The 15,587-nt window shown below is 65.3% G+C and carries 14 protein-coding genes; 8 read left to right on the plus strand and 6 right to left on the minus strand.

Going from position 1 to position 15,587, the window contains the following annotated elements; all coding sequences use genetic code 11:
* The 8 genes from H5P29_RS06030 to H5P29_RS06065 all read left to right on the plus strand — a co-directional run bounded on the left by H5P29_RS06030 (position 1) and on the right by H5P29_RS06065 (position 9,057).
* Complete coding sequence (locus H5P29_RS06030) at positions 1 to 585, plus strand: chromate transporter (RefSeq protein ID WP_154387018.1); 585 nt, start codon at positions 1 to 3, stop codon at positions 583 to 585.
* Between the two features lie 3 nt (positions 586 to 588).
* Positions 589 to 1,134 carry a chromate transporter gene (locus H5P29_RS06035; RefSeq protein WP_067956234.1) on the plus strand — a complete coding sequence of 182 codons (546 nt, stop codon included), beginning with the start codon at positions 589 to 591 and terminating at the stop codon, positions 1,132 to 1,134.
* 125 nt (positions 1,135 to 1,259) lie between these two features.
* Positions 1,260 to 3,158, plus strand: a complete 1,899-nt coding sequence (locus H5P29_RS06040; protein WP_154387017.1) for a sigma-54-dependent Fis family transcriptional regulator — start codon at positions 1,260 to 1,262, stop codon at positions 3,156 to 3,158.
* Positions 3,159 to 3,461: 303 nt separating this feature from the next.
* A complete protein-coding gene (locus H5P29_RS06045) occupies positions 3,462 to 5,264 on the plus strand; it encodes an NAD(P)/FAD-dependent oxidoreductase (RefSeq protein ID WP_154387016.1) in 1,803 nt (600 codons plus the stop codon).
* Positions 5,265 to 5,401: 137 nt separating this feature from the next.
* Positions 5,402 to 6,367, plus strand: a complete 966-nt coding sequence (locus H5P29_RS06050; protein ID WP_154387015.1) for a helix-turn-helix domain-containing protein — start codon at positions 5,402 to 5,404, stop codon at positions 6,365 to 6,367.
* An 88-nt stretch (positions 6,368 to 6,455) separates the two neighbouring features.
* Positions 6,456 to 6,860, plus strand: a complete 405-nt coding sequence (locus tag H5P29_RS06055; RefSeq protein WP_067965970.1) for a GFA family protein — start codon at positions 6,456 to 6,458, stop codon at positions 6,858 to 6,860.
* Positions 6,861 to 7,032: 172 nt separating this feature from the next.
* Complete coding sequence (adh, locus tag H5P29_RS06060; RefSeq protein ID WP_154387014.1) at positions 7,033 to 8,550, plus strand: aldehyde dehydrogenase; 1,518 nt, start codon at positions 7,033 to 7,035, stop codon at positions 8,548 to 8,550.
* A gap of 153 nt (positions 8,551 to 8,703) precedes the next feature.
* On the plus strand, positions 8,704 to 9,057 hold the full coding sequence (locus H5P29_RS06065; protein ID WP_067956239.1) for a DUF779 domain-containing protein: 354 nt from the start codon (positions 8,704 to 8,706) through the stop codon (positions 9,055 to 9,057).
* A gap of 207 nt (positions 9,058 to 9,264) precedes the next feature.
* On the opposite strand, the gene H5P29_RS06070 is transcribed toward H5P29_RS06065, so the two are convergent.
* The 6 genes from H5P29_RS06070 to H5P29_RS06095 all read right to left on the minus strand — a co-directional run bounded on the left by H5P29_RS06070 (position 9,265) and on the right by H5P29_RS06095 (position 15,543).
* Positions 9,265 to 10,755 carry a sulfatase gene (locus H5P29_RS06070; protein ID WP_154387013.1) on the minus strand — a complete coding sequence of 497 codons (1,491 nt, stop codon included), beginning with the start codon at positions 10,753 to 10,755 and terminating at the stop codon, positions 9,265 to 9,267.
* A 69-nt stretch (positions 10,756 to 10,824) separates the two neighbouring features.
* Entirely contained in the window at positions 10,825 to 11,799 is a 975-nt protein-coding gene (locus H5P29_RS06075) for an aliphatic sulfonate ABC transporter substrate-binding protein (protein ID WP_371746551.1), read from the minus strand.
* Between the two features lie 31 nt (positions 11,800 to 11,830).
* Positions 11,831 to 12,628 carry an ABC transporter ATP-binding protein gene (locus tag H5P29_RS06080; protein WP_067956241.1) on the minus strand — a complete coding sequence of 266 codons (798 nt, stop codon included), beginning with the start codon at positions 12,626 to 12,628 and terminating at the stop codon, positions 11,831 to 11,833.
* The gene (locus tag H5P29_RS06085) at positions 12,625 to 13,320 is read right to left on the minus strand and encodes an ABC transporter permease (RefSeq protein WP_371818650.1); all 696 of its coding nucleotides are present in this window, start codon (positions 13,318 to 13,320) and stop codon (positions 12,625 to 12,627) included. Before H5P29_RS06085 ends, H5P29_RS06080 begins: the two co-directional genes overlap by 4 nt.
* A 110-nt stretch (positions 13,321 to 13,430) precedes the next feature.
* Positions 13,431 to 14,558, minus strand: coding sequence for an ROK family transcriptional regulator (locus H5P29_RS06090; RefSeq protein WP_067956247.1), 1,128 nt, complete (start codon positions 14,556 to 14,558; stop codon positions 13,431 to 13,433).
* A gap of 181 nt (positions 14,559 to 14,739) precedes the next feature.
* Positions 14,740 to 15,543, minus strand: coding sequence for a sulfite exporter TauE/SafE family protein (locus H5P29_RS06095; RefSeq protein WP_067956248.1), 804 nt, complete (start codon positions 15,541 to 15,543; stop codon positions 14,740 to 14,742).
* Between the last annotated feature and the right edge of the window lie 44 nt (positions 15,544 to 15,587).

Raw genomic sequence — 15,587 nt, forward strand, 5'->3', positions numbered from 1 at the left:
ATGACGTCGATTCCCGATCCGGTTGTAGAGCCGCAGCTGTTGAACGCAATGCGGCCTGCCCCAGGCCTGGGCGCGCTGTTCCTCGCCTGCCTGAAGATCGGGCTGCTGAGCTTCGGCGGCGGTTTGTCAGGTTGGCTCTACCAGGAGTTCGTCTTGCGCAACCGCTGGATCAGCGACGAGGATTTCGCCAGCTCGCTCGCGATCTCGCAGATGCTGCCCGGTGCCAATGTCGTCAACCTGGTCATCTGCATGGGCGACGATTTACGCGGCCTTGCTGGCAGCATCGCCTGTGTGCTCGGCTTCCTCGTCGGCCCGTTCTTTGCCGTGATCGCATTGAGCGCAGTGTTCGACTCCCTGCCCGATGTGACCATGCTGGAGGCGGCGTCGAATGGCGTGGCCTATGCCGCGTTGGGGCTTTTGCTGGTGATCTGCCTGAAGGGTGTCCAGCGCGCCATGAAGTTTCCACCGAGCTTGGTCGTGATTGCCGTCGTCGCCATCGCCGTCGGGCTGATGAAGCTGCCGCTGATCCCCGTCGTCCTTGTCGTGGCACCGATCAGCGTCGCCCTTGCCTGGCGTCCGAGCTGATCAATGCGCGACGACGACCTTGTCACCCTGATCGCCGTTTTCGTGCCGTTTTCGCTGCTGTCGATCGGCGGCGGCTCGGCGATCATCGCCGGTATCCAGCACGAATCCGTCGCGGTGCACAGCTGGATCAGCAGCCGTGAGTTCATCGACCTGTTTGCCATCTCCCGCGCTGCACCCGGACCGGGCACTATGCTTGCGACGCTTATCGGCTGGAAGGTCGCCGGCTGGTGGGGAGCGCTGGCCGCGACCATGGCCCTGTTCGTGCCGTCTTCGCTGCTCTGCTACGGCGTCATCAAGGTGTCCAATGCCCACAAGGCAAAGCGGTGGCACAAGGCGATGCGCGAGGGCCTCGCCCCCGTCGGGGTGGGGCTGATCATTGCGGGCGTCATGGCCATTTTCCAGCTCGCTGGCGGCGGTCTGCTTGCAGCCGGGATCGCCGTGGCCTCGGCCGCACTGCTGCTCTGGATGCCGCGCTGTCCCACCGTCGGCGTGCTTGTCGCCGGGGCGGGGACGATGCTGCTGTGGGCCCAGTTCGGAGCTACGGGCTGACAAGGCTGGAGGCGTGTGCCCCCTGCTGCATCGGTTGCGTCCTTTACATTACCAACATGCCATGCAGTCATGTGGCATCAGGAGGAAATGGGAGGCGGGGCGTTGGGAGGCGTGCTGCAGTGCCGATGTTTTCGCATTCCGACCATATTCGCGAGATCGAAAGCGTCAGCCTCGGTGCCTCGACCGGGCGTGACGAGCAAGTGGTCAAGTCGTGGCTGCGCTGCATCGAGCAGCATCGTCTCGACCCTACCCAGGCGTGCGAGGCCTATATCCTGCCCGATGGCGAATTGCGCGCGCATCGCCAGCAGTCCGAGGAACTGATCGCCATTGCCCGCTCGGGCCTCGAAAACCTGTTCCGGCAGGTGGCGGGCCAGAACTATGTTCTGCTGCTGTCCGACCGCAAGGGCGTGACGGTCGAGTTTCTGGGCGACCCGCTGTTCGACAACAATCTCCGCAAGGCCGGCCTGTATCTCGGCTCCGAGTGGTCGGAGGCGCGCGCCGGAACCTGCGCCGTCGGCGCCTGCCTGGAGGCGGGTGAGGCCCTGACGATCCACCAGACCGACCATTTCGACAACACGCACACGCCGCTGTCCTGCACCGCCGCGCCGGTCTACGATACCAGTGGCGATCTTGCCGCCGTGCTCGACATCTCCCTGTTGAGCTCGCCGATCCGCAAGACCAGCCAGAACCTCGCGCTGCATCTGGTCGCCGCCACCGTGCGCCGCATCGAGCTGGCCAATCTGATGGCCCAGACCCGGGACGAATGGGTGCTGCGCTTTGCCCGCTCGCCAGAGTTCCTCGACGTCGACCCGGAGGCGGCGATTTCCATCGATGGCTCGGGCCGCATCATCGGCATGACCCATGGCGGCGCCAAGATACTGGCGCGCTCTGTCGGACTCGACTGGCGCCAACCGGATGGGCTGATCGGTCAGCCGATCGCGCGATTCTTCGACATGGAGATCGACGACCTGCCGGATCTCACCCGGCGGCGGCCGACTCAGGATCGCCTGGTCTTCGCCCGCGACGGCAACGCGCTGTTTGCCCACGCCATCGAGCCGCACCACAAGGTGCAGGCGCCGGTGCTGGCGCGCGAGCAGATTCCGGTGTCGCTGCGTGGCCTGAGCGGCGGCGATCCGCAGATGGCGACTCTCCAGGCAAAGGCGGCGAAGCTGGCTGGCAAGCCGCTGCCGATCCTGCTCCAGGGCGAAACCGGCACCGGCAAGGAATATCTGGCCAAGGCCATCCATGACGGTGCTGCCGTCAAGGGCAAGTTCGTCGCCATCAACTGCGCCGCGATCCCGGAGCAACTGATCGAAAGCGAGTTGTTCGGCCACCTGCCGGGCGCCTTCACCGGTGCTTCCGCCAAGGGGCGCAAGGGCCTGATAGAGGAGGCCGACGGTGGCACACTGTTCCTCGACGAGATCGGCGACATGCCGCTTTCACTGCAGAGCCGTTTCCTGCGAGTCCTGGCCGAACGGGAGGTGCTGCCGGTGGGCGCTGCGCGGCCAAGACCAGTGAACCTCAGGGTCATCTCGGCCTCGCACCGAGACCTCGGCTTGCTGGTGCGGGAGGGACGCTTCCGCGAGGATCTTTACTACCGCCTGAATGCGGCGACACTTTCGATCCCGCCGCTGCGCGAGCGCCGCGACTTCGACTGGCTGCTCGAGACGGTCGTAGCCCGCCACCGACCGGTCGGCGAGCGACTTGCAGTCTCGCCGGCGGCACTCCTGGCGTTGCGCGCCCATGGCTGGCCGGGCAACATCCGTGAGCTCGACAATGTGATCGCCGTTGCTGCAGCGCTTTGCCAGGACGGCGTGATCGAACCCGGCGACCTGCCGGAGACGCTGACGTCGGCGGCAGCGGTCGCCGTGCGGCTCGATGACGCCAGTGCCGGACCGGCGGCGCTGAAAGCGATGCTCGGGGCCTGCGGCTGGAACATTTCCGAGACCGCCCGCCGCATGGGCGTCGACCGCTCCACCATCCACCGCCAGATCAAGCGCTACGGCCTGACCGCGCTCAACTGAGCTGTTGCAGCTTGCCGCTGCAACAGCTGTGGCATGCGGCAGGCGCGGTGCAACAGGCCGCGCCTGCGTTTCCCCAGGAAATCAAGTCTTTTCCCGGCGCCGGCGACTTGGCACGGCGCTTGCTGTCCATGGATCGACTGGAATCGGAGGAAGCCATGTCGAACAGCCAGGGCCGCGACGGCCTGCTGAAAGCTGCGGAACAGCCGGAGACGAGAATCCGTCTCGCCGGCCGGACCGCCCGGGAAAGCGCGAGACCGCGCGCTCGCCATTTGAACAATCATCGGCAATTCGGAGGAAAACAACATGCTCGACGACAGCCCGCAGACCAAGATCGACAACATTCTCGCCAAGCTGGAAAAAGCGCTTGCCGGCGGCGACATCGAAGCGGCGGTGAACCTGTTCCAGGCAGACTGTTACTGGCGTGACCTGGTGACGTTTACCTGGAACCTCAAGACCATGGAGGGCCACGACCAGATCCGCGACATGTTGAAGAGCCAGCTGGCATCGATCAAGCCGGGGCGCTTCCGCCAGGACGAAAAGGAGCTTGCCAGCCAGAATGATGGCATCACCGACGGCTGGTTCGAGTTCGAGACTGCAGTGGCGCGCGGCTATGGCCATGTCAGGCTCAAGAACGGTCTCATCTGGACGCTGCTGACGACGATGAGTGAGCTGAAGGGTCACGAAGAGCCCAAGGGCCTTCTGCGTCCGATGGGTGCCGAACATGGCAGCGACGCCGGCCGCCGGACGTGGAAGGAAAAGCGCGAGGCGGAGGCCGCAGAGCTCGGCTTCTCCGAGCAGCCTTATGTCGTCATCATTGGCGGCGGCCAGGGCGGCATCGCGCTGGGCGCCCGACTGCGGCAGCTCGGCGTGCCCACCATCATCGTCGAACGCAACGAGCGGCCGGGCGACAGCTGGCGCAAGCGCTACAAGTCGCTCTGCCTGCACGATCCGGTCTGGTACGATCACCTGCCCTACATTCCGTTCCCCGAGAACTGGCCGGTCTTTGCGCCGAAGGACAAGATCGGCGACTGGCTGGAGATGTACACCAAGGTGATGGAGCTCAACTACTGGAGCTCGACCAGTTGCAAGTCCGCCAGCTATGACGAGGCCACGCGCGAGTGGACGGTCGTGGTCGAGCGCGACGGACGGGAGATCGTGCTGAAGCCGAAGCAGCTGGTGCTGGCGACGGGGATGTCGGGCAAGGCGAATGTTCCCAAGTTCAAGGGGCAGGACGTCTTCAAGGGCGAGCAGCAGCATTCCTCCCAGCATCCGGGGCCCGATGCCTACCGGGGCAAGAAGGTTGTCGTTGTCGGCTCCAACAACTCGGCGCACGACATCTGCGCGGCCCTCTGGGAGGGTGGCGCCGACGTCACCATGCTGCAGCGGTCCTCGACCCACATCGTCAAGTCGGACTCGCTGATGGAGATCGGGCTCGGCGATCTCTATTCCGAGCGCGCGGTCGCTGCCGGCATGACGACACGTAAGGCGGACCTGATCTTCGCCTCGTTGCCCTACCGTATCATGCACGAGTTCCAGGTGCCGATTTACAACAAGATCCGCGAGAAGGACGCCGCCTTCTACGAGCGGCTGGAGAAGGCCGGCTTCATGCTCGACTTCGGAGACGACGAGTCCGGCCTGTTCATGAAGTACCTCCGGCGCGGCTCCGGCTACTACATCGACGTCGGCGCCTGCGAGCTGGTTGCCGATGGCCGGATCAAGCTGGTCAGCGGTGTCGGCGTCGAGAAGCTGACGGAGACCTCGATCGTGCTCGAAGACGGGCGCGAGCTGGAAGCCGACCTCATCGTCTATGCCACCGGCTATGGCTCGATGAACGGCTGGGCCGCCGACCTGATCAGCCAGGACGTCGCCGACAAGGTCGGCAAGTGCTGGGGACTTGGCTCGAGCACGACCAAGGATCCCGGGCCGTGGGAAGGCGAACAGCGCAACATGTGGAAGCCGACCCGGCAAAACGCGCTGTGGTTCCATGGCGGCAACCTGCACCAGTCCAGGCATTATTCGCAGTATCTGTCGCTGCAGCTCAAGGCGCGCAAGGAAGGGATCGCAACCGACATCTACGGGTTGCAGGAGGTCCATCACAAGTCCTGATGTCAAACCACGCGGCCGGCGGGCGTTGGCTCCGCCGGCCGGCATCCGCATACGTCTAAGGGCTACTTGACCCGATTTCGGAAGCAGGCAACGACTATGCGGTACGGGAAGAGGTGCAGACGCCGCCGGAGGAGAGGATGAGAGGCACCGCAGTCACCGAGCATGCCGACAAGGTGCAGGCTGCCCTGAAGTCGAGCGAGGCCGCGCGTTCGGCACTGGTCGCGTCCTGGCAGCGATCGTCGCATCACCATCTCGATCCGACCCATCGCAGCCCGCCCAAACGCTTGACCGAATCCGAGCTCGTGTTCGCCCGGCAGCGCATCGAGCCGCTCATCGCGGTCGCCCAGGCCAGCCTCGACCGGCTCTACCTCGCCGTCGGCGGGGTCGGCTGCTGCGTGCTCCTGGCGGATCGCGACGGCGTGCCGGTCGAGCGCCGCGGTGCGCTGGCCGATGACGAGACCTTCCATGACTGGGGACTGTGGACCGGCACGGTGTGGAGCGAGGAGAGCGAGGGCACCAATGGCATTGGTACCTGCCTTGTCGAGCAGCGACCGCTGACAATCCATCGCGGCCAGCATTTTCTGACGCGCAACACGGCTTTGTCCTGTACGACCACGCCGATCTTCGACCACGAAGGCAAGCTGGCCGCGGCGCTCGACGTCTCGTCCTGCCGTGCCGACCTGACCGAGGGCTTTGTCAACCTCATCGCGCTGGCGGTGGGGGACGCCGCCCGGCGCATCGAAGCCGACAATTTCCGGCTCGCCTTCCCCGATGCCCGCATCATGCTGGCGCCGGTGGCCGAACGCAGCGCCGGCGCCCTGCTTGCCATCGATGCCGACGATCTCGTCATCGGCGCGACGCGCAGCGCCAGGCTGGCGCTCGGGCTGACCGCCGAAAGCTTTGCCAAACCCATGCCGGCAGCCGACCTGCTGGGCGGCAGCGTGGTGGCGGAGCGAGAATTGCGCGAGGCCGAGCGGGCCGTGCTGCAGCGCGCGCTGGCCCGCGCCGGCGGCAATGTCGCGCTTGCCGCGCGTATGCTCGGCATCAGCCGCGCGACCTTGCATCGCAAGATGAACCGGCTCGATCTCCACCGCGCCACCTGACGAAATCAACGGATGCTGACAAGTCTCCTGACATCAAGATGGCAGGAGCCGGGTGGTATGTCGCGGCCAGTTCATCGAGGAGGACGTCGTGATCAAGACTTACCGGGGCAGCTGTCATTGCGGCAAGGTGCATTTCGAGGCTGACATGGATCTCGCGGCAGGGACTGCGCGCTGCAACTGTTCGATCTGCTCCAAGCGGCGCTCGTGGAACGCGCTGGTCAAGCCGGCACAGTTTCGCCTGCTGTCGGGCGAGGACGCCATGACCGACTACGGCTTCGGCACCATGCAGGGGCATCATCTGTTCTGTTCGACATGCGGCTGCGCGCCGTTCAGCCAAGGTCATGTCGAGGCGATCGGCGGCGACTTCGTTGCCATCCAGATCGGATGTCTCGACGACGTCGATCCGAACGAGCTTGCAGCGGCGCCCGTCAACTATGGCAATGGCCGCGACAATAGGTGGTGGGAACCGCCTGCGATCACCTCCTACATCTGAGGTCCCGGCACCGCCTTTCGGCCGGCTGCCAGTGCGTTTGGCAGATGTGTCGCAGAACTGCGACACATCGCGACGGGCCCCGCTTGCAGCCCGGCTGACAACTGTCGAAGTCCCGGCAAGTCTGCCTCCCGACGCGCCGCATGCCGCGGCGCTGCTTCTCGGGAGGAAGAGCATGAACAAGGTGGAATTCTCGCGTACCGCCAAGGTGCCGTTTGCCAAGCGTTATGACAACTATATCGGCGGTGCCTGGGTAGCGCCGAAGGCCGGCCGCTATTTCGAAAACATCTCGCCTGTCACAGGCCGGCCGCTCGGCGAGGTTGCCCGCTCCGATGCGGCCGACATCGAGGCGGCACTCGACGCCGCCCACAAGGCCAAGGACGTCTGGGGCAAGACAGCACCTGCGACCCGCGCGCTGATCCTCAATCGCATCGCCGATCGTATGGAGGAAAACCTCGACCTTCTGGCGCTGGCCGAGACCTGGGACAATGGCAAGCCGATCCGCGAGACGACCGTCGCCGACGTGCCGCTTGCCATCGACCATTTCCGCTACTTCGCCGGCGCGCTGCGCGGCCAGGAAGGCAGCCTGTCGCAGATCGACGACGACACTGTCGCCTATCACTTCCACGAGCCGCTCGGCGTCGTCGGCCAGATCATTCCGTGGAACTTCCCACTGCTGATGGCCTGCTGGAAGCTGGCACCGGCGCTCGCTGCCGGCAACTGCGTGGTGCTGAAGCCGGCTGAGCAGACGCCCGCCACCATCATGCTGTGGGCCGACCTGATCGGCGACCTGTTGCCCGAGGGCGTGCTGAACATCGTCAACGGCTTCGGCCTCGAGGCCGGCAAACCGCTGGCGTCGAGCCCGCGCATCGCCAAGATCGCCTTCACCGGGGAAACGACGACCGGCCGGCTGATCATGCAATATGCCTCGCAGAACCTGATCCCGGTGACGCTTGAACTTGGCGGCAAGTCGCCCAACATCTTCTTCCAGGACGTGACAGCGGAAGACGACGACTTCTTCGACAAGGCGATCGAAGGCTTCGTCATGTTCGCGCTCAACCAGGGCGAGGTCTGCACCTGCCCGAGCCGCGCGCTGGTGCATGAGAAGATCTACGATAGGTTCATGGAGCGGGCGCTGAAGCGCGTCGAGGCGATCGTCCAGGGCGACCCGCTCGACCCGGCGACGATGATCGGCGCCCAGGCTTCGTCGGAGCAGCTGGAGAAGATCCTGTCCTACATGGACATCGGCCGCCAGGAAGGCGCCGAGCTGCTGGCCGGCGGTGAACGCGCCAACCTGCCGGGCGACCTTGCCGGCGGCTATTACGTCAAGCCGACCGTGTTCAGGGGCCACAACAAGATGCGCATCTTCCAGGAGGAGATTTTCGGGCCGGTTGTCTCGGTCACCACCTTCAAGGACGATGATGACGCGCTGTCGATTGCCAACGATACGCTCTATGGCCTCGGCGCCGGAATCTGGAGCCGCGACGCCAACCGGCTCTACCGCTTCGGCCGCGCCATTCAGGCCGGCCGCGTCTGGACCAACTGCTACCACGCCTATCCGGCGCACGCTGCCTTCGGCGGTTACAAGCAGTCGGGCATCGGCCGCGAGACGCACAAGATGATGCTCGACCACTACCAGCAGACCAAGAACATGCTGGTCAGCTACAGCCCGAAGAAGCTCGGGTTTTTCTGAGCCTCTTCCTTCTCCCCGCTTGCGGGGAGAAGGTGCCCGAAAGGGGCGGATGAGGGGCGGCTCGAACCAGCAATGTCTGCGCTGCCCCTCACCTGCCTGCCGGCATCCTCTCCCCGTGAACGGGGAGAGGAAAGCTAACCCGGAACTCCGCCCATGCCCTCGCATCCTCCCCTCGACAAGGTCTCCGCCACGGTCGAAGCAGTCGCCCTGCTCGACGAGATCATCGCCGACCATGGGCCGGTGCTGTTCCACCAGTCCGGCGGCTGTTGCGACGGCTCGTCGCCGATGTGCTATCCGCGCTCCGACTTCATCGTCGGCGACAACGACGTGCGGCTGGGCACCATCGGCGAAACGCCTGTCTACATCAGCGCCTCCCAATACGAGGCCTGGAAACACACCGACCTGATCATTGACGTCGTGCCGGGGCGCGGCGGCATGTTCTCGCTCGACAACGGCCGCGAGAAGCGTTTTCTGACGCGCTCGACGGTGTGCGCCCGACCGGCCTGACAGCGCTCAGCCTGCTCATCGCATAGTGCCTGGTGCGCCGCAGAAGACAGCCGGACAAGCCGTCGCGGAAACGGAACGATTTGCCCGGCGGGGTCCGTGCCGTCGTTAGCGAGGTTCCGCTTTTCTTCGAACCGCGGAACCTCTCTATCTTCCTGCTTTTGCGCAATTCCGGACGGAAAACCGCTGCACACTTTTCCTGGAATTGCGCTAGCGCGTCGTTGCCGTCCGCGCCTTCGGGCCGGGATGGCGCTCTTCCAGCTTGTCCGCGTGATGGGCGCGGCCGGTGGCCCTCAGGCGTTCGAGATAGGCCGGCAACTCGCCCTTGCAGTGATAGGGACCGCCCTCGCGCAGGACGGTTACCAGCGGGTCGACGTCGGTCTCGCTGCGGGCAAGCGTGGCCGAACGCCAGTCCTCCAGGAGCTTGCTCGCATGGGCGACGATGTCGGGCCGCTCGACGGCGAGGTCGTGCTGCTCGTGCGGGTCGTAGGTCAGGTTGTAGAGCTCGATCGGTTCGAGGTCCTTGTAGCCGTCGTGGTAGGTGCGCAGCATCAGCCAGTCGGCATCCTCGCTGCGGAAACGCACGCCACGCTGCACCGCCCATGCGCCCTGCGACAGCACCAGAAAGTCGCGGCCACCCTGTTCACCCGCTGCCAGAGCAGGCGCGAAGGACTTGCCGTCCCAGACCTCGGGCACCTTGCCGCCGAGCTTGTCGATCAGGGTCGCGGCCCAGTCGAAGTGATAGTGCAGGCCCTCGTTGACGCCGCGCATGTCGGCGACACCGGGCCAGCGCATGACCAGCGGCACGTTGCAGGTGTATTCGTCCGCGGTCTGGTGGTCGGCCCAGACGTTGAGTTCACCCATGTTCTCGCCATGGTCGGCACCGATGACGATGATGGTGTCGTCGAACAGGCCGAGGTCCTTCAGCGTGGCGACCAGCATGCCGACATGGTCGTCAGCATATCTGACGCCAGTGTCGTAGCCGTCGAACCAGGCCTTGGCCTTTGCGAGGTCATCGATGGGGACGGGCATGCGAGGGTAGCCGGAGGGATCGGCGTCATAGCCGCGCGGCTCCATCGGGCTATGTGGGCCATAGCCTTTCATCTGCTCGGCAAGGACCTCGCGCGTCATCCATGACGGGATCGGATCGTCCCTGAACGGGTCGCCGAAGCTTTCAGGTACGCGGTAGGGGGTGTGCGGATCCCAGACATTGACATGCAGGAACCATTTCCTGGACTTGCCGTTGCGGCGCAGCCAGTCGACGGCCACCGGGACGACGTCGTCGGCATTCTCCATGCCACCCTGGCCGGGATTGAACATCTCGTTGAAGCCGGCATACCAATGCCAGCAGCCATGGCGCTCGCCGAAGGACGAGATCGTGGCGGTGTGGTAGCCGAGGTCGCGCAGCGCCTTCATCCAGCCTTCCTCGTAGAAGGTGCCGGCCCAGGCGCGCTCAGCACCCTCCCGAAAAGGTTCGCAGGCGGTGCCGCCATGACCGACGACGCCCGTTCGCAACCCGTGCCGGCCACTCCAGAGAGCGGTGCGCGACGGGTGGCAGGGCACGTCGGAGACATAGACGTTCTCGAAACGGATGCCGTCTGCCGCCAGAGCGTCGATCGCAGGCGAGGTGTTGCGGTGGTAGCCGTAGCAGCCGAGATGGTCGCGGCGGAGACTGTCGATGTCGATGTAGAGAACGTTCATGGGGTCACGCTTGGATGGGAGAGGTCGGGAAAGGCCCCGCCGCCAAAGCGGCGGGGCAAGCAGACTCGATCAGCCGGCGTAGAGATCGCCGAGATAGTAGTCCTTCGGATCGAGCGGGTCCTTCAGCTTGCCGAAAGCGACAAACTGCTCGTTGAGGCCCTTGAGCCAGCCGGCGACGGTGCCGTCCTTGGTGGCGGCGGCAAGTTCGGCACTGGTCAGGTACTTGCCGTTCTTGCTCTCGGTTACCAGCGGGTCTGCCGGAACGCCGAGGAATTTGGCGGTGATATCGACCGAGCGCGGAACGTCGGCGGCACGGAAGTCGTTGGCGTCCTTGAGCACGGCGATCATCTTCCTGACCGTGTCCTGATCTTCCGCTGCAACCTCGTTACGGGCGACGAAGGCCGAGGGGAAGGAATTGGCGGGAAAGAAATCGGCACTCTGGGCGACCTCGACCAGGTCGGGCACGGTCTTCTTGATGACGCCGACGAGCGGGTACCAGATGCCGGCACCGTCGATCTGCTTGGAGGCGAAGGCCGAGACCACGGTGCTCGGGTCCATCTTGACCACCTCGACGTCGGAGAGCTGCATGCCTGCCTTGGCGAGCGCGAGGCGCAGCAGCATGTCGCCGGATGTGCCCTCGGGCACGCCGACCTTCTTGCCCTTGAGGTCGGCCATCGAGTTGAAACCGGCCTGGGCGATGACGCGATCGGACAGGCCAAGCGCGTTCATGGCGACGATCTTGGCTTTGCCAGAGGCGGGCAGCCACAAGGCGCCGGGACCGACATAACCGAAGTCGAGGCTGCCGGCGCCGAGCGCCTGGACCTGGATAGGACCGTTGGTGAACACCTTGAGTTCCGGTTCGAGGCCATGTTTGGCCCACAGGCCCTGGTCGCTGGCAACGGCTGTCAGGCTGGTGCCGAAATAGTCGGCGATGTAGCCGACGCGCACCGGCTTGGCCTGTGCGCGGGCCGGACTGCCGAGCGACAACACTGCGGGTGCGGCCAGCGCGCTTCCGGTTGCGGCGAGAAAGCCGCGCCTGGTCAATTTGATCTTCATTGTAGTCCTCCCTTTGGTGTCAGGCCTCGACCTGCGGCTTCTGGTGGTAGACCGAGTGCCAGACCTGGTTGCGTATCTCGGTGAATTCCTTGGACAGGCGCACATCCTCGTTGCGCTCGGCCGGCAGGTTGACCGGTATGATCTTGTGCAGGCGCCCGGGCCGGGCGGCCATGACGATGACGCGGTTGGCGAGATAGACCGCCTCGTCGACGTCATGGGTGATGAAGAAGACGGTGCGGCGCTCGCGGCTCCAGGTGTCGAGCAACTGGTCCTGCATGTGCACCCGGGTCAGCGCGTCGAGCGCGCCGAACGGCTCGTCCATCAAAAGCATCGTCGGGTCGACGGCATAGGCGCGGGCAATCGCGCAGCGCTGCTTCATGCCGCCCGACAGAGTCTTGGGCAGCGCGTCGGCGAAGTCGCGGAGCCCGACCAGCCCGATGAAATGGTCGGAGATGCGGCGCCGCTCCGACGCCGGCAGGCCCTTGATGCGCAGTCCGAACTCGACGTTCTGGCGCACCGTCAGCCATGGGAACAGGGCGTATTGCTGGAAGATGACGCCCCGTTCCGGCCCCGGGCCGCTGACCGGCCTGCCGTCGACGAGAACCTTGCCGTCGGAGACGTCCATCAGGCCGGCGGCGATGTTCATCGCCGTCGACTTGCCGCAGCCGGACGGGCCGACGACGGTGACGAACTCGCCGTCGGCGATGTCGAGGTTGAGCCGGTCAAGCGCCAGGAACGACTTGTCGCCTTCGCCGAAGCGGCGGCTGACATTTTGGAAGGAAAGTTTGGGCTGGAAGGAAAGCTTGGGCTGGCTCATTGGGCGCGCTCCTGCCAACTGGTGAGGCGGCGTTCGGTCGCCTGAAGCAGGCGATCCATCAGCAGGCCGAGCACGCCGATGGTGATCAGGCTGACGAAGATGGTCGGCAGGTCGTAATAGAGCTGGGCCTGCTGCATCCGGAAGCCGAGGCCCGACTGCGCCGCGATCAGCTCGGCCGCGACGACAGTTGCCCAGGCCGATCCCAGGCCGATGCGGACGCCGACGAGGATGAAGGGGGTCGACGCCGGGATGACGACCCGCGGAAATATGACCCTGTCGCTGGCACCGAGCACGCGGGCTGCGTTGATCAAAGTGCGGTCGACGCTGATGACTCCCTGATAGGTGGCGACGACGCAGGACAGGAACGAGGCAAGGAAGATGACGAAGATCTTGGGGGCCTCGTCGATGCCCATGGTGACGATGGCGAGCGGGATCACCGCCAGCGGCGGGATCATGCGGAAGAACTGGACGTAAGGTTCGATCAGCGCGCGGGCGATCTTGTACCAGCCCATCAGGAAGCCGACCGGGATGGCGAGTGCTGCGCCGAGCAGGAAGCCTGTGAGCACGCGCTTGAGGCTGGAGAAGATGTCGAGCGCGAGCTGGCCGTTGGCGGCGAGTTCGATGGCGCGGACGAACACTTCCTGCGGCCCGGGCAGGACAACCAGCTTGGCTGCCGTGATCGCCCACCAGATGGCGAGGCCGACGAGGAAGGCGAGGGCGTTGAGAGCGAGGCCGGGGAGGTGTGGTCCGACGCGCGAAAGAAGCGTGCCAGTGGAGGCCGCGACGGTCGACGAGGCGGCGCTCAATGGAGTGCTCCCGAATAGAAGAACTGGTCGAGTGCAACGGCCGCGCCGCCGATGGCGCCGGACTGCGCTCCGAACGTGGCGCGGCGGATGCTCAATATGTCGCGCATATGCGGCATGATGCGGAGCGGCAGGTCCCGTTCCAGCCGCTCGAACAGTGATTGCGGCGCGTCGCCGAGATGACCGCCGAAGACGATCAGGTCGGGGCTCAATATGTTGACGGCGCTGGCGAGCGCGGTGGTGAGGTGGCGAACGACGACGTCCCAGGCGGCGGTGTTCTGCTCGACCCTGGCGAGCAGGTTGTCGGGCGCCGCGCCCTTGAGGCCGGCGGCGTCCATCAAAGCGCGCTCGCAGACGAAGGTTTCGAGGCAGCCGACATTGCCGCAGGCACAGCGCTTGCCCTCGGCCACGATCTGGATGTGGCCGAGTTCGACCGCACCATGGCCGCCCGGCCTGAACGGCGCGCCATCGACCATCAATCCGGCGCCAAGGCCGGTGCGCAGGTAGATGTAGAGCAGGGCCGGCACATTCTTGCCGATGCCGTAGTGGCTTTCGGCCAGAGCCATGGCGCTGACATTGTGTTCGACCGTCGTCGGCAGTCGAAGCGCATCTTCGAGCTTGTCGGCGAGCGGCACGTTGCGCCAGCCGACATTGATCGAGGCGAGCGCCGTGCGGCGCGCCGGATCGACCGGGCCGGGCACGCCGATGCCGACGCCAAGCAGTCTGCTGGTCTCGACCTGCACTTCGGCGGCAAGCTCGGTGACAGTCCTCGACACCTGACCGACGATCTCGTCGGGATCGGCAGCCTCGGTGTCGAAGGCAAAGGCGGCGGTGGCCTTGGGGCGGGCGAGGAGATCGGTGATCGCCACCTGCACATTGCCGGCGCCGATATGGACGCCGGCGACGCTGCGGGCGTCGGGCGCCAGCTTCACCGCCTGGGCGGGGCGGCCGACCACGCCGTTGGGCAGGCTGGTGTCGCCTTCGAGGATCGAGCCATCACGCAGCAGGGCAGCCGTGACATGGGTCAGCGTCGTCGCCGACAGCTTCGACCGGCGCGACAGGTCGGCCCGCGACTGCGGTCCTTCATCCCTGAGGATGCGCAAGATATGGCCGTGATGAACACCCATCCGGTTCCTCCCATATTATTTTCTAAACTTTAGAAATTAATATGGGAGGAGTCAACAGGTTCGGTTGGCGGAGCAAAGGATCGACATCCGAACCGACGAACGGCCAGAGTGTCCCGGCTGGCGAATGAGATCGGCGCGCTCCCCTGTTCGATAGCGAGCCCGAAGCGGTGCCGTGCTCCCGCTATGCCAGCAGCGACCAGGCGAACTGGGCCGAGACGGCGAGCAGGAAGACGCCGAAGGACACTTCGAGCGCGCGCTTGGAGGCAGCATGGGCCATACGCGCGCCAAGGGGGGCAGTGACGAGCGATATCGGCATGATCAGCGCCACGGCAAGCATGTTGACGTAGCCGAGCGAGAATTCGGGCAGGTCGGTCTTGTGCCAGCCGGCGACGATCAGACCGATGACGGCGGGGATGGAAATAAGCACGCCGACGCCGGACGAGGTCGCCACCGCCCGCTTGATCGGCTGGTTGTAGAGCATCATGAAGGTGTTGTTCATGATGCCGCCGCCGATGCCCATCAGCGTCGAGAGGAAGCCGATCAACAGGCCGTAGAGTGAACGCACCGGCTGGCCGGGCAGGTCCTGGGCGACGATCCAGCCCGGCTTGTTGATCAGCATCTTGACGCCGACCATGGTGGCGATCGCGGTGAAGATCCACTTCAGGCTGGCGCCGGAAATGACGGCTGCGACCGCCGAGGCGAGAATGGCGCCGATAGGCAATACGATTGCCCAGCTTTTGAGCAGCGGCATGTCGACCGCGCCATGCTTGCGGTGGGCCATGAAGGAGCGGATCGAGGTCGGCACGACGATGCCGAGCGAGGTCGCCACCGCCAGATGCATGCGGATGCTTTCATCGACGTCGAGCATGGCAAGCGCCTGCACCAGGACGGGGACGAGGATGGCGCCGCCGCCGATGCCGAACAGTCCGGCCAGAAGGCCGGCCACGGCGCCGGAGAGGACGAGGGCAATTGCAAGTGTCAACATCGCTTGATTTCTCTGGGCTGGTAAAGACGAGGGGAACCCGGGCC

The sequence above is a fragment of the Aminobacter sp. MDW-2 genome (assembly GCF_014250155.1).
Classification (GTDB): domain Bacteria; phylum Pseudomonadota; class Alphaproteobacteria; order Rhizobiales; family Rhizobiaceae; genus Aminobacter; species Aminobacter ciceronei.